The following is a 13,661-nucleotide window of genomic DNA, read 5'->3' as shown; positions in this document are numbered from 1 at the left end:
GTGTTGGGCGTCGACCCAATCTTTAGCAGACGCAGGCAATACACTGGTACGGCGATGACTCCTTGCGGATTATTTAAAGCAATGTGCCGGGCGCAATTCTCAAAACACGCATGTTCGAAGATGAGCGCGTTCGGCGAAGGATTCAAGTGATTTAATTATGCAAACTTAAAAGCGCCCTCGGGCGCTTTTAAGTTTAGGAATTAGCTCCGTCTACAATCAACTTACGAGCCTTACTTTCTTCCTTATAGAATTCCAGAATATCTCCTTCTTCAATCTTGGTCTTACCGACATATTGCACGCCTCCCTCGGAGCCCTTGCGTAAATCTTTGACCACCGACTTTCCAACACGAATTTCTTTAATCCCTCCCTCTCCAATCAACTGCTCCTCACGCCATACGCGGACTTTGCATCCCGTCTCCACCACACCCTCGGTGACCTTTCCTCCCACAATCCATCCCTTCTCAATCTTATTAAAGACCGCGAGTACCTCCATCTTTCCAAGCTCTACGAGCATAATCTCGTCCGTGAGCATCTCTTGCAACCGATCCACCACTTCCTCAAACATCTTGTAGATGACATCAAATTTGAGTACCTCCACCTTCTTCTCACGCGCCTGCATCTCCACATTACTTGGAACCTGCACACCAAAAGCAATTATAACCGCGTCTGTTCCTTCCGCACGACTCACGTCTGCCTCGGTAACATTACCAAGGGCTTTAGACACCACGTGCAATCCAACGCCTTCATGTTTTACTTTTTCAAAGAGTCCCAAAATAGCTTCCACAGATCCAAGCACATCGGCCTTTAAGATGACATTAAGAATCTTCTTTCCGCTGTCCTCGCCTTCTTTCTCAACTTGTCGTACCGTCGCACCCACATTCTGCAATGACCCCGTACGCATTTTTGATTTAGTGGTCTTAGCAAGGTCGAGAGCATTGGCAACTTCCATTACATCTCCAACAAACGGTGCCACCTTCCATCCCAACACACGTACCGGAACTGAGGGACCCGCCGACTCCAAATTGTCTGCATTCCAATCCTGCATGGCACGCACGCGACCATAGTTCTCTCCACGCACACCTAGCGTATCTCCCGAATGGAGGGTTCCACTTTGAATCAACACGGTTGCCACAGGACCTGCACCCTTGTCGATATGAGATTCAATGATCGTTCCCATAGCCGTACGATTTGGATTGGCCGTAATGTGCTCCTTCTCCATTTCATACATCAACAACACTGCATCCAATAACTGATCGATGTTCTGTTCTTGTTTTGCACTGATAGGCACCATAATCACCTTGCCGCCCCAATCCTCTGGCAGCACATTCAACTCGGACAGCTCACGTTTAACACGCTCTGGGTCCGCACCTTCTTTGTCGATTTTATTAATCGCGACAACCATGGGAATCTCCGCGGCCTTAATGATCTCCACCGCTTCGCGCGTCTGCGGTTGTACACCATCGTCAGCGGCTACCACAAGAATCGCAATGTCTGCTACCTTGGCACCACGCGATCGCATAACCGTAAACGCCTCATGCCCTGGCGTGTCGATGAACGTCATTTGTTGATCATGTCGAATCGCCTGGTACGCACCAATGTGCTGTGTGATTCCACCAGCTTCCGTGTCAATCACGTGTGTGTTGCGGATTGCATCCAACAAACGCGTTTTTCCGTGATCCACATGTCCCATTACCACAATCACCGGCGGACGTGTGTCGCCCTTGTCGTCACGCAAGACTTCTTCCAATCGTGAAAGTTCTTCTTCCTGTTTAACATCTCCCATCTCATCCACGTTGGTCACGTGGAATCCAAGGTCCCCTGCCACAATCGCAGCTGTCTCAAAATCCAAGCGCTCATTCATGCTCGCAAAAATACCGGCACGCATGAGCTCGCGCATCACTTCAGAGATTGGCAGATCCAACAACTCGGCAAACACACGCACGGTGAGCACACTTGGCAACTCAATGGCATTGTCCTTTGTAGCTTCCAATCGCGCCTTGCGGCGCTCTTCCAACTCCTTTTGCTCGGCATGACGTTTTCGCACGGCCTCCTGACGCTTAAATTCACGCCATGCACGCATGATGTCGCTCGCCTCACGATCGTTCACTTTAATGGCACGTTTTCCCAAGCTAAAACCAAGCTCTGGGAGCTTTTCGAGTAAAACCGTGGTAGGAACACGGAGACGACGAGCGAGTTCGGTGACGTTCATGGATGTAAAAGGAGAGTTATGTGGCCTTAAGATAGCGGTTTTTACCAGTTTCGTCAATGCGTGTGTTACTATTTTGTGTATGGAGAACAAAACGACAGGATTTTTACTTGTAGACAAGCCCGCCGGATGGACCAGTTTTGACGTGGTTGCCAAGCTCCGATCCATTACAGGAATCAGGAAAATCGGCCATGCGGGTACCTTGGACCCCTTTGCCACGGGATTATTGGTGGTAGCCATTGGACGCGAGGCAACAAAGCGGATTGACCAATTTGTAAAACAGAGCAAAACCTACGAGACGCAATTTAAAATTGGAGAAACCAGCACCACAGGAGACCCAGAGGGTGAAATAAAACCGGTAGATGACGGTGGCAAGTACGACGCCTGGCCCAATCAAGAGCGTATAGAACAGGCGATTCAGAAAGCATTTTTGGGAGAGATTCAACAAAAGCCGCCCATGCACTCGGCGATTAAAATTGGTGGACAAAAATTGTATACGCTCGCACGGCAAGGCAAAGAAATTGATCGGCCATATCGCACGGTGACGATTCATCGATTTGATGTGATCAGCTACAAAGACGCCATCCTCACGGCTGTGATCGATGTCTCCAGCGGCACCTACGTCCGCGTGATTGCGCAAGATCTTGGAGAATACTTTGGTCTGGGTGCGTACTGTTTGCAATTGCGCAGAACACGCATCGGCGACTTTTTTGTAAAAGACGCCCACGCGATTGATCAGATCTCAAAAGACAACTGGCAGTCGTTTTTGATCAACACCGACGTTCTTGTCAATTAATAACTGTTTTTGTAAAAAGCGTTTAAAAAAAATGAGCGAGCCCAGGACGGGCTCGTTTTCGTTCAGACGAATCTACCAGATCACGCACAGACCCAGAGGCGCTACCACGGTCCGACGCCGAAGAGGAGCTGCTCGGAAGGCACCGACTGCGTCGATGCGGAGTCGTCATCATCTCCCGTGTCGGAGTTCATCACGGTGCTCACCCAGAGCCAAGTGATTGCCGATATCGTGGCGATCAGGAATACCACGACCACGAGCCGGCTCGAACCGTCATCATTGCGTCCATCCGGCAAATACACCGCCGCGCGCGGAGTAATCGCCGGCGCGTTCCTGGGAACAGGCTGCGATGGCTTGCGAGACTGGTACCTATGACGCTTCCGCCGGCGTGCTTCCTCGAGCATCTTCTTCCACTCATCGGTACCCTCCTTGGGCAGCACAGGTTGAGGGCCCCGCCAACGACTCGTCGACTCCTTCCATATCCGTGTGCTGCGTTCGTATTCCTCCCTCACCATGCGCTTTTCAGACCGGCTCGGCCTAAAAGCCTTGCGCTTCTTTCCATTTCCCGAACCGTAATTTTGTGCCATGTGGCCTCCTTCCGCGCCATAGAACCACAAACCCCCGCAAGATCAAGAAGAGGACCTTCTTACCATTGCCGTTCAACCACCCAAAACACATTGACATTTGCCCTTTCTGGCAGTACGCTTAGAGCAGTTATTACTATTGCACCTGCTGGTATGGATGTTCTGCAAATGGATTTCTCTTTCTACTTGGAGTATTTAGCGAAGGTTAGCCGCTCACATTGGGCAAAACGGTAGGATTTTAGATCCGTTTCTTGACGTTTATCCAGAAGGTTTACTACACCTATGGATTTTACTTTTATTTATGTCATCTTAGGAATATTGGCCGGAAGTGCCGGTGGATTCCTTGTTCGGGCACGATTGGCAACGTACCGAACCGGTCAGGCAGAGGGACAGGCCGAAAAAATCATTGCAGACGCCAAAAGCAAACAGCAAGAATTATTGCTAGATGCCAAGCAAAAATCGGTTCAAGTGATTAACGACGCGACAGCCGAGGCCAAGGAATTGCGCCAAGAGGTCAAAAAGCTTCAGGAACGCGTAGAGCAACGAGAGAATACGTTCGATCAAAAACTCCTCGATTTGGAGGGAAAATACGATCGATTAGAGGAAGAAAAGGAGCGTTTACGTAAAATCAAGGCACGCTTGGAGGTATTGGACACAGAGGCTATGGAAAAGCTTCAGACCATCGCCGGCATGACACGTGAGCAAGCGTTGGAGGAGTTAATGAAGGAAATCGAGGCCGACGAGGCAGAGGCGTTAGAGAGCCGTCTGCGAAAACTCGATCAATCCGTGGAGGAAGAACTTGGGCGCAAGGCCAATAAAATGCTCGCCCTTGTGATTGAACGTTACGCGTCGGGCCATGCAACGGAGACCACCACGTCTACTGTGCAATTGCCGTCCGACGAGATGAAGGGACGCATTATTGGAAAAGAAGGTCGCAATATTCGCACGCTTGAGACCATTACCGGAACGGAGATTATTGTGGATGACACACCAATGGCCGTCACAGTAAGCTCCTTCTCCCCTGTTCGCAGACAAGTCGCCAAGCGCGCCATTGAGATGTTAGTCAAGGATGGTCGTGTACAACCAGCCCGCATTGAGGAGGCCGTAAAACTTGCCAAAAAGGAATTAGCTGTTGAGATGAAGAAGGCCGGAGAGGATGCGTTGTCTGAGTTAGCCATCCCAGTGTCTTCCGTGGATCCAAAACTCGTGCAGATTCTTGGACGGCTCAAGTTCCGCACCAGCTACGGACAAAATCAATTGCAACACGCCATGGAGGTTGCAACCATCGCCCGCATGTTGGCCGAGGAGCTGGGCGCCGACGTGCACGTGTGTACCAAGGGCGGGCTCTTCCATGATATTGGAAAAGCTGTGGACCATGACATGCAAGGTAGTCACCCGGAGATTGGCTACAATATCATGAAGAAATTTGGATTCCCCGAGGAGATCGCTTATCAATCCATTGGTCACCACGTGGACAAACCAAAGACGTTAGAGGCAGTGATTGTAAAGGCGGCCGACGCCATCTCAGGTGCACGTCCCGGCGCGCGTAAGAATACCTTTGAACAATACATTCAACGATTAGAAGAGTTGGAGCGAACCGCCACAAGTTTTGAGGAAGTGGAAAAGGCGTATGCCATCCAAGCCGGTCGTGAGGTGCGTGTGTTTGTGAACCCAACCAACATCGACGATTTACAGTCCTATCAACTCGCCAAGAACATCGCCAAGAAGATTGAAAGCGAGCTCCGCTATCCGGGAGAAGTTAAGGTGACGTTGATTCGAGAGACACGCATTACCGAGTACGCACGTTAAGTGCCCAAGCAAAACCCCCGCCAAACAGGCAGGGGTTTTTGGTTTACAAGGTAGACGAGGGAGCAGGTGAAGAAGCATTGCTTGGCGCCGGTGGTTTTTGTGCCGCTTTCAATGCATCTTTAAGCGCCTTTCCCGCTTTAAACTTGGGAACAAGCACTTCTGGGATGCGAATGCGCTCTGACGGTTTTTGTGGATTGACGCCCATGCGCGCAGAACGAATCCGTGAGGAAAAGGTTCCAAACCCTGCGATTGTCACTTCATCCTGCCGCGCAAGCGACTCTGTAACCAATGATTGAAAGGTATCAACCACATCCTCTCCTTGTTTTTTGGTAAGTCCGAGCCGGTCCGCAATACGTCCGGCGAGATCCGCTTTGTTCATAGGCATGAGTTCGTTATAGAAAAAGTATAGACCGAGTGCAAAAAAGCCGCAAGGTTGGCCACAAGTTTGATCTCATTCCCCCATGCGCCTGTTGACAGTTTCCCTGGGAATGATAGGTTGAGATTGGATTGCGAATAAACCCGCTCGTAGAGTTTCTCTCGAGCAATTGGAGGGCCCCCATAATGGGATACCTGCTGGCATTGTTGATGGGTATTGGTTTGATGTTCGCGTGGCAGCGCTGGGGACAACCCCAGTTCATGGGGCGCACGGCCGCGGCTGGCCGCCGCACGCCGAGCAATCAGGTCGAAGAACGCAGGCTGGACTTCTCCAGCGGGAACGAGGTGGAGGATCCCAACGAGCCCATGGGCCTCGCGCTCAAGCTGGGACAGGGTCCTCACACCGTTCGTGGGCAAGGAACACGACTTGTCGAGCACATCCCGGCGTTCGTGGGACGTGTCGACAGTTCGGCAGGCATGGCGACCAGCGCCGCTGGTCTGGAGCACGTCGTGCTCATCTTCACGGGAGACGTGGAGCGTGATCTGCGGAATCGTCTCCAAGGCAACGCGGGTCGCACGGATCCGGCCATGTTCCTGTTCATCATCGGTCTTTTTCTCTCGGAAGCCTACCTCTACTTGCAGAGCAGTGGAGCGGGTGTCTGGGGAAAGGTTTTGTACAACGCGAACGGTCAGTTGGATTGGAACCGATTCACGGCCAACCTGCTCTCCGCCTTGCAGCACAAGGCCTATGGCGAACGGCTGGCGTGGGAGGCATCTGCTCACTCACTGGCCCCCGAGATGGCCAGGGCATGGCTTGAGATGAGCGCCGGCGTCACCTACATGATCCAGCACGGCGTAGAGAGGCACTTTCTCGGCAACGCCCTTCAGAACGTGATCGAGCCCCTGCAGGTTGCTCTGGGAGATCAGGCAGCCCTCGTGTCCGGCATGCGAGCGCACTCCTCCGGACTCGGCCAAGGTCATCGCACGTCCTTCCTCGGCACGGTTCGCTCGGCTCAGCTCGGACGGCACGGCTCCAACGACGACGACGCCGCCTGACCACCACGATCGCTCCATGACGCTCGCCCTTCCTCCATCCTGGAGGCTCTGGGGCGGGCGCACATTTTTTTAAATATTGTTTTATCTCTCCTTTTTAGCAAAACAAAAAGAAGGAAGAAAACCATGCTATACTCCCCTATATGACAGATTTCCTCACCGGCATTCGCCCAACCAACCTTTTACACATCGGAAACTACTTTGGCTCGGTCAAGCAGCTTGTCGATTTTCAGGTCAATTATAACGGTGTTGTGATGATCGTGGATTATCATGCCATGGACACCGAGTCCGACCCCGCCCTCCTGCGTAAAAATATTCTCGCGCTTGCGGCCACCTATCTCGCCGCTGGAATCAACGTGGAACAAAATATTTTGTTCCAACAATCCGCCGTCTCAGAGCACACAGAACTCGCATGGATTTTTTCTACCCTCATGCGCATGAGCGAGATTGAGCGTATGACACAATACAAAGATAAAGCCATCATGCAGGGCGAGAACGTCCCCGTGGCACTGTTTACGTATCCGATTCTCATGGCGGCCGACATCCTTCTCTACGACGCACGTATGGTGCCCGTGGGTTACGATCAAAAGCAGCACGTGGAATTAGCACGCACGATTGCCGAACGATTTAATCGTATTTACGGCGAGACATTTCATGTACCCGAGGTAAAACTCAAAGAAGTTGGCGCCAAGATTCTCGGCCTCGACGATCCCACAAAAAAAATGAGCAAGAGTGCAAACAGCGAGAAAAATTACATCTCGCTCATGGATAGCTCCGACGTGATTCACAAAAAAATCATGTCTGCAGTGACGGATGACAAAGGCGCCATCAACTATTCAGACGACCAGCCAGGGATTAAAAACTTGATCGACATTTACAGCTTAGCGAGCGATCAAACCACGGAGCAGATACTGCAGGCCTACCAAGGTAAGGGCTATGGCGATCTTAAAAAGGATACGGCCGCAGCGCTTATTGGCTACCTAAGTCCCCTACAGAAAAGAATCGGTGAGTATTTGGCAGACGAGGCGGAGCTTATTCGTGTGTTAGACGCCGGTGCGGCGCGGGCGCGAGAGATTGCCGCCGCAAAGATGGCGATCGTCAGAAAGAAGGTTGGCGTTTCCCTAAAGTAACTAAACACCTCCCTGGCGGAGGTGTTTTAAAAAGACCACGACCCCGGTGCAGAAAGTGCACACGGGGCCGTAGAGATCGTTCACTCCGTTTCGGTGGAGTCTACCGTGGTGGAACGGGGGCGGAACACACGAGACGGGTGACGGAGCTTGCGCAACGCCATCGCCTCGATCTGCCGGATACGCTCACGCGTTCTGGATTCCTCCGACGCCGGAACACCGTCGCTGCTGCCTGCATTGATTCCGAACCGGATCCGCAGGACGCACTGCTGCGGCTCAGTGAGCGAGACCAGAACCCCAAGGGCCAGCTCGCTCGGACTACGATCGACGACCGGATCGCGCCGCGCCGCAGTACGCACGTCCGGCGCCGACTGACCCTCGATGTCCGCATAGAACATCCGCACAGCACCATCAACTCCGCTAGGCAGTTCCTTGGGCATGACCACGGGGCCCTGCTCCATATCCGCTACCTGTGACGCGAGGAGCTCCCTGAGCTCATCTTCTCGATTTGCCTTCTTTGCCATGTTCTCTCCCGAGATAGAGTGGCGTCTCTCATGAGGCGTCGTCTTTCGACCCTTAGCTTATAGTATAAAAACAGCCTGCTGTCAAGACAAATAGCGGATATACAGCTAATACTAGCCTACTGAGGCCTCAATACGGTTGACAAAAGCTTACTTTTCCTGTATCTTTATCCCGTTCTTATCCTTTACAGGAGCACCGGACCGCGGCCCAGGTTACTGGGAGGAAAGTCCGAACACCTCTGCGACAGCAATGTCCAGAACAAGGGATGTCGTTAACGGCGACCGGGTATACGTGGATCGTTCACTCATTGGATTCCTGTGAGTGAGAGATGCACAAAGCCTAGGGAAAGTGCCACAGAGACAATACGGCCGCTCACGGCTTAAGGTGAAAAGTGCTGCGATACGGTGTGCGACTTCGGTTGTACATCACGCAACTCGTCCTCTGGTGACAGAGTGACGTGGTAAACCCATCCCGGTGCAAGTGCAAATTTGGTAGCACGCTCGAGCCCAACAGCAATGTTGTGCCCAGATAGATCGCGGTCTCCCACGTAGCTCCTTGGAGCTTTACGTGGCTAGACAGAATTCGGCTTACAGGTGTCCCAAGGCTTATACCTTTGGGAAGAACACAGACAACCCCCTTGGGGGTTTTTTGTTTGCGTTATACATCGCGTGTTCTGTCATCCTTGTGGGCGAGCTGGTATAATCCAATCACATGAAACGACTTGACTTGTTTTTTGCTGGAATCCGCGTTCCGATTGATGCTGCCATGATTGTTCTTGCCGGCTGGACTGCATATTGGATTCGTATTCACCCACGCGTCGCCGAAGTCCTCCCGGTTCGATTCAACATCGACGTCAACGAACTTTTGCGCGTGGTCCTGGGCGTGGCCGTATTTTGGATTCTTATTTTTGCTGCCAATCGTCTCTACAGCATTAAGCGCAGGTCTGTCCGAGAAGAAATCGGCCGCGTGATCTACGCTGTCTCCACAGGCATGATGCTGGTATTTACGGTCATCTTTTTTAGCCGCGAAATTTTTGATTCACGTTTTATTGTATTGGTCGCATGGGTGCTCGCCATGTGTTTTGTGATTCTGGCGCGTTTACTCTTGCGACTCGCGCAACGCTCCTTGTTGGCGCGCGGATACGGTCAACGCCACGTGGTATTAATCGGTCCAAAAGAAGAAACGCTCCCGCTTATGAACGCGTTCCGCACAAACCCAGGATTGGGATTCCACGTCATTGGCACCCGCACACAGTTTAATCAGGAGACGCAGAGTTGGATTATCCGCAAAAAATCACGCGGAGCGGTAGACGAGGTCATGTTTGCCAATCCAGACGCCAGCAGAAAAGAAGCGCTCACACTGCTCGCTTTCTGCGAACAACAACACATCAATTTTTACTATACGGCAGACTTATTAGAGGCGTCGACATCCAAGTTAGAACCACATACCTTTGCCGGCATCCCACTTTTTGAAGTCAAACAAACCCCATTGGATGGCTGGGGACGTATCTATAAACGTGCGTTTGATTTAATTGTCTCGCTCCTGTTAATTCTTCTCAGTTCCCCAATTCAGCTGATCGTTGCCATTGTCCTCCTCGTCGAACGGCAAGGCGGGATTCTTTTCCGTAAACTGCCAAACGGAAAACCTGTGCAACGCGTGGGAGAAGGTGGCAAGCCGTTTACGTTTATTAAATTCCGTTCCATGGTTAAAGATGCGCACAAGTTGCGATTTGATAAAGACTTTCTCGCCGAGCATGGAAATGATCGCGCAGGGACTCCCCTCTTTAAGTTAGAACACGACCCACGTATTACGCGGTTTGGGCAGTTTATGCGACGCACAAGTATTGATGAGATTCCTCAGCTCTACCTCGCGTTGTTTGGAAAAATGAGTCTTGTGGGACCGCGACCGCATTTTCCAGAAGAAGTCGCACAGTACAAACCAGAGCATTTAAAAGTGCTCACGATCAAGCCCGGGATCACCGGCATGGCGCAGGTCTCCGGCCGCGCTGATCTGGATTTTAACGACGAAGTTCGACTGGACACCTACTATATTGAAAACTGGAGCCCTTTGCTGGATCTCCAAATTCTCGCAAAAACCGCATGGGTTGTTCTCCTCTCCCGCGGCGCAAAATAGACAGAGAATTGCTTTTGTGTGCCTTCCGAATTTTTCAAATATACGACGATCGTCGGTGTTTTGAAAAATATCTCTCCAACGCCCACGTACCTACCAATCCATTTGCCGAAGGGTCTTCTAAAGTGCTAAGATCAGCACATGCAAGATTCCGAGCCAAAAATTGCTCTCGTTCACGATCACCTCACCCAAGACGGAGGCGCAGAGCGCGTACTCCGTGTTTTATCTTCACTCTACCCAAACGCGCCCATTTATACGCTTGCCTATAAACCGGAGCGCTTTGATCCGCCTATTCTGGGCACCGTCCGCACCTCTTTTTTAAATCGTTTTCCCTTTACGCTCCTCCCCTTCCAATGGCTCCTTCCACTCATGCCACATGCTACGGAGCAATACGATCTACGCGAGTATGACATTGTAATTTCCAGCGTCAGCTCGCTCGCTAAGGGAATCATTACACGACAAGACGCGGTGCACCTTTGCTACTGTCACACGCCCACACGCTACCTTTGGACAGAGATGCATGAGTACGTGGACAACCTTAACGTGCCCGTGATGGTAAAAAAACTGTTGCCGCTTTATCTTTCTCGCCTGCGCGAATGGGACAGGCACGCGGCGGATCGCGTGGATCAATTTTTGGCAAACTCGGCCACGGTACGACAACGTATTCTTAAATATTACCGATCCGACGCGCGCGTGGTGTTCCCGCCCGTAGACACAGAAGCGTTTTCTCTCTCCGACGCACCCAAGACCTACTTCCTCGCAGGCGGTCGGATCATGGCATACAAAAAATTTGATCTCATTGTAGAGACGTTTAATCGACTCCGTTTGCCGCTCAAGATTTTTGGCAGCGGCCCGATGGTGGACGAGCTTAAAGCCATCGCAAAAGACAACATCCAATTCTTGGGACGCGTGAGCGACGAGGAAAAAGCGCGACTTTACCAAGACTGTATTGCCTATCTTAATCCACAAGAGGAGGACTTTGGAATTACGGTTGTGGAGGCTATGGCGTGCGGTCGACCGGTGATTGCCTACAACAAAGGCGGAGCCACGGAGACGATTATCGATGGTAAAACAGGAGCGTTTTTTGACGAGCAAACCTGGGAGAGTCTCGCCGACGCGTTGATTCGATTTGACCACACACAGTTTGATCCGCAGGCGATTAGGGCGCACAGCGAACAGTTTTCACACAAAGCGTTTACGAATCAAATACAAGAAATGGTCTCTATGATTCATAGCGCCAATACAGACACCCATGAAGATCGCGATTGATATTCAAAGTCTCTATGGCACCACACCAAGCGGCGTGGGTCATTATGTGTTGGAAACAATACAAGCCATGCACCCCGACGAGCACACACAACTCGTCTTTTTTTCGCGCGGATGGAAACCGCTTGCACTCCCCTCTTCCCTCCAGTTGCTTCCCCACGTTCGTCATATTCATCGCCGCATTCCCAATAAACTCATCAACTCGGCAATTGCTCTTGGATTCGTTTCGCTCGAGCATCTGCTGGGCGAGTCGGTAGATGTTGTTTGGTATCCTAACACCGGGTACTTGCCGCGCACGCAGATTCCAACCGTGGTGACCGTGCATGATCTTGCCTGGGTTTTGCTCTCAGAAACCTATAATCAGCTCCACCACGTGCGGTATAGGATCACGCGTGCGCGCACAACGCTGCAACATGCCACCAAGGTCATCGCCGTGTCCGACCATAGCCAGCACGATCTCTTTACCGCATTTGGTCGATCACCCCAAAACTGCAAAACTATTTTACACGGGCTAGACCACACACAATTTCAAGAACGAAAACGGCCGGATGATACAACACGTAAACAACGACTTGGCATTACACACCCCTATCTCCTCTCACTCGCCACGTGCGAACCACGCAAAAATCTTGTGTCCCTTGTGGAAAGCTATAATCAGCTCCGCACGCAGGGACACACAGAGCACCTTGTCCTCGCGGGCGGCCGTGGATGGAAACGTCGCGCACTTGATTCTGCTATCAACCGCTCCCCCTACAAACAAGATATTCATGTACTTGGGTTTGTAGACGATACGGATAGACCTGCGCTGCTCCGTGGGGCAACGGCGCTTGTGTTGCCATCGCGCTACGAAGGATTTGGGATGCAGATTACCGAGGCCATGGCTTGCGGAACGCCTGTGATTACCGCACGCAACAGTAGTTTATTAGAGGTAGGGTCCGATGCGGTCCTCTCGGTACGCGCGATGAATGCAAATGAGCTCACGCAAACGATTGATCAACTTCTACGCGATCCGCAACTACAGGCCGAGCTACGCACACGCGGGATTGAGCAAGCCAAACAATTTACCTGGAACCTCTGCGCGCAAGAGACGTTGAATTATTTAAAACAAGAACCGCCCACCAAGTGACCGCCACCTCCTTTCGAAGTGGATGGTTCTTGCTGGGCGGCACGTTGCGCTACCGCCGGTTGTGGTTCTCGAACCCCTTCGGGATGGCGAGTTCATCGTAGAGGACCCATCCCCCACGCTCGAGCTCGTCGAGCACGACTACCACGTCCTCGTCCCGATCTGCGAGGCAGGCCGGGCACGGGACAGACGGCAGGTAGTGCTTCTCGCACACCCCAAGTCGCTCATCCCAATACGGGCTTTCCAATCGAGCCATTACTCCTCCGAATGGTTGCCGCTTACGGCGGTAGCGGTCTTTATGACACGCCCTAAATACCATAAAATCGGCACTTTGTCAAGGATGTGGGGAGGAATGTTAGAAGGAAGTACCTGACCCCCTTTTTATAAAATAATTGAGCCGCCCCAGAGATAGAGCGGTTCATGCGTTCGTGTAGACGTAGTCCGACCAGGCGGCCTTGATGGGCGAGGCGACGCTCGGACCAAAGGCCGCGACCAACTTGTTGTAGCCTCCAACGCGCGTACGTAGACGTCCGTTAGAATCCTTCACGCGGATGCGGAACCGCGCCGTCCGGAACTTCTGTTCCTCGGGTGACGATTCCTTATGCATCACCACACTCACCAACTCAACCTGACACGTGGGTACGTCGTTCATCACGCACCTCCTTTCCCCTCC

Annotated in this window: 13 protein-coding genes and 1 other RNA gene; 8 read left to right on the top strand and 6 right to left on the bottom strand. The window is 51.9% G+C overall.

Annotated features, from left to right (window positions below):
- Positions 1-193: 193 nt before the first annotated feature.
- The gene (locus COV06_03705) at positions 194-2,446 is read right to left on the bottom strand and encodes a translation initiation factor IF-2 (protein ID PIR47528.1); all 2,253 of its coding nucleotides are present in this window, start codon (positions 2,444-2,446) and stop codon (positions 194-196) included.
- Between COV06_03705 and truB the strand changes: the two genes are divergently transcribed.
- Positions 2,112-3,002, top strand: coding sequence for a tRNA pseudouridine(55) synthase TruB (truB, locus tag COV06_03700; protein ID PIR47531.1), 891 nt, complete (start codon positions 2,112-2,114; stop codon positions 3,000-3,002). The genes COV06_03705 and truB overlap by 335 nt on opposite strands.
- 101 nt (positions 3,003-3,103) lie before the next feature.
- Here the strand turns inward: truB and COV06_03695 are convergent, their stop codons facing one another.
- Complete coding sequence (locus tag COV06_03695) at positions 3,104-3,586, bottom strand: hypothetical protein (protein ID PIR47527.1); 483 nt, start codon at positions 3,584-3,586, stop codon at positions 3,104-3,106.
- A 279-nt stretch (positions 3,587-3,865) separates the two neighbouring features.
- On the opposite strand from COV06_03695, the gene rny reads away from it, so the two are divergent.
- Complete coding sequence (gene rny / locus COV06_03690; GenBank protein PIR47526.1) at positions 3,866-5,392, top strand: ribonuclease Y; 1,527 nt, start codon at positions 3,866-3,868, stop codon at positions 5,390-5,392.
- A 43-nt stretch (positions 5,393-5,435) separates the two neighbouring features.
- Here rny and COV06_03685 read toward each other — a convergent pair whose 3' ends face one another.
- On the bottom strand, positions 5,436-5,771 hold the full coding sequence (locus tag COV06_03685) for a DNA-binding protein (GenBank protein ID PIR47525.1): 336 nt from the start codon (positions 5,769-5,771) through the stop codon (positions 5,436-5,438).
- A 206-nt stretch (positions 5,772-5,977) separates the two neighbouring features.
- Here COV06_03685 and COV06_03680 point away from each other — a divergent pair, with 206 nt between their 5' ends.
- Together COV06_03680 and trpS are read left to right on the top strand one after the other, a co-directional pair.
- Positions 5,978-6,823, top strand: a complete 846-nt coding sequence (locus COV06_03680) for a hypothetical protein (GenBank protein ID PIR47524.1) — start codon at positions 5,978-5,980, stop codon at positions 6,821-6,823.
- 140 nt (positions 6,824-6,963) lie between these two features.
- Positions 6,964-7,950 carry a tryptophan--tRNA ligase gene (gene trpS / locus COV06_03675; protein ID PIR47523.1) on the top strand — a complete coding sequence of 329 codons (987 nt, stop codon included), beginning with the start codon at positions 6,964-6,966 and terminating at the stop codon, positions 7,948-7,950.
- Between the two features lie 80 nt (positions 7,951-8,030).
- On the opposite strand, the gene COV06_03670 is transcribed toward trpS, so the two are convergent.
- Positions 8,031-8,471, bottom strand: coding sequence for a hypothetical protein (locus COV06_03670; protein PIR47522.1), 441 nt, complete (start codon positions 8,469-8,471; stop codon positions 8,031-8,033).
- Between the two features lie 185 nt (positions 8,472-8,656).
- Between COV06_03670 and rnpB the strand changes: the two genes are divergently transcribed.
- The 4 genes from rnpB (at position 8,657) to COV06_03650 (ending at position 12,991) form a co-directional block, all read left to right on the top strand.
- Positions 8,657-9,075: RNase P RNA component class A (rnpB, locus tag COV06_03665), an RNA gene on the top strand.
- A 105-nt stretch (positions 9,076-9,180) separates the two neighbouring features.
- Entirely contained in the window at positions 9,181-10,602 is a 1,422-nt protein-coding gene (locus tag COV06_03660; protein ID PIR47521.1) for a hypothetical protein, read from the top strand.
- A 138-nt stretch (positions 10,603-10,740) separates the two neighbouring features.
- The gene (locus tag COV06_03655) at positions 10,741-11,868 is read left to right on the top strand and encodes a glycosyl transferase (GenBank protein PIR47520.1); all 1,128 of its coding nucleotides are present in this window, start codon (positions 10,741-10,743) and stop codon (positions 11,866-11,868) included.
- Complete coding sequence (locus tag COV06_03650; protein PIR47519.1) at positions 11,852-12,991, top strand: hypothetical protein; 1,140 nt, start codon at positions 11,852-11,854, stop codon at positions 12,989-12,991. The genes COV06_03655 and COV06_03650 overlap by 17 nt, the downstream gene beginning before the upstream one ends.
- A 49-nt stretch (positions 12,992-13,040) precedes the next feature.
- On the opposite strand, the gene COV06_03645 is transcribed toward COV06_03650, so the two are convergent.
- Entirely contained in the window at positions 13,041-13,307 is a 267-nt protein-coding gene (locus tag COV06_03645; protein PIR47518.1) for a hypothetical protein, read from the bottom strand.
- A 99-nt stretch (positions 13,308-13,406) separates the two neighbouring features.
- Positions 13,407-13,640 (bottom strand): hypothetical protein, encoded by a 234-nt coding sequence (locus COV06_03640; protein PIR47517.1) that lies wholly within the window; start codon positions 13,638-13,640, stop codon positions 13,407-13,409.
- Positions 13,641-13,661 lie beyond the last annotated feature (21 nt).

Source organism: Candidatus Uhrbacteria bacterium CG10_big_fil_rev_8_21_14_0_10_50_16 (genome assembly GCA_002774875.1).
In the GTDB taxonomy this organism is placed as follows: domain Bacteria; phylum Patescibacteriota; class Patescibacteriia; order UBA9934; family UBA11717; genus UBA11717.
This window is presented reverse-complemented; position numbering and strand designations above follow the sequence as displayed.

Bases quoted from the DNA above. Each gene is read 5' to 3' on its own strand.
- truB (PIR47531.1), top strand. From the start codon at position 2,112: ATGGCACGTTTTCCCAAGCTAAAACCAAGCTCTGGGAGCTTTTCGAGT.
- COV06_03705 (PIR47528.1), bottom strand. From the start codon at position 2,446: ATGGCTACCACCAATAATCCCGTGGCAAAGGGGTCCAAGGTACCCGCA.
- COV06_03695 (PIR47527.1), bottom strand. From the start codon at position 3,586: ATGGCACAAAATTACGGTTCGGGAAATGGAAAGAAGCGCAAGGCTTTT.
- rny (PIR47526.1), top strand. From the start codon at position 3,866: ATGGATTTTACTTTTATTTATGTCATCTTAGGAATATTGGCCGGAAGT.
- COV06_03685 (PIR47525.1), bottom strand. From the start codon at position 5,771: ATGAACAAAGCGGATCTCGCCGGACGTATTGCGGACCGGCTCGGACTT.
- COV06_03680 (PIR47524.1), top strand. From the start codon at position 5,978: ATGGGTATTGGTTTGATGTTCGCGTGGCAGCGCTGGGGACAACCCCAG.
- trpS (PIR47523.1), top strand. From the start codon at position 6,964: ATGACAGATTTCCTCACCGGCATTCGCCCAACCAACCTTTTACACATC.
- COV06_03670 (PIR47522.1), bottom strand. From the start codon at position 8,471: ATGGCAAAGAAGGCAAATCGAGAAGATGAGCTCAGGGAGCTCCTCGCG.
- COV06_03660 (PIR47521.1), top strand. From the start codon at position 9,181: ATGAAACGACTTGACTTGTTTTTTGCTGGAATCCGCGTTCCGATTGAT.
- COV06_03655 (PIR47520.1), top strand. From the start codon at position 10,741: ATGCAAGATTCCGAGCCAAAAATTGCTCTCGTTCACGATCACCTCACC.
- COV06_03650 (PIR47519.1), top strand. From the start codon at position 11,852: ATGAAGATCGCGATTGATATTCAAAGTCTCTATGGCACCACACCAAGC.
- COV06_03645 (PIR47518.1), bottom strand. From the start codon at position 13,307: ATGGTATTTAGGGCGTGTCATAAAGACCGCTACCGCCGTAAGCGGCAA.
- COV06_03640 (PIR47517.1), bottom strand. From the start codon at position 13,640: ATGAACGACGTACCCACGTGTCAGGTTGAGTTGGTGAGTGTGGTGATG.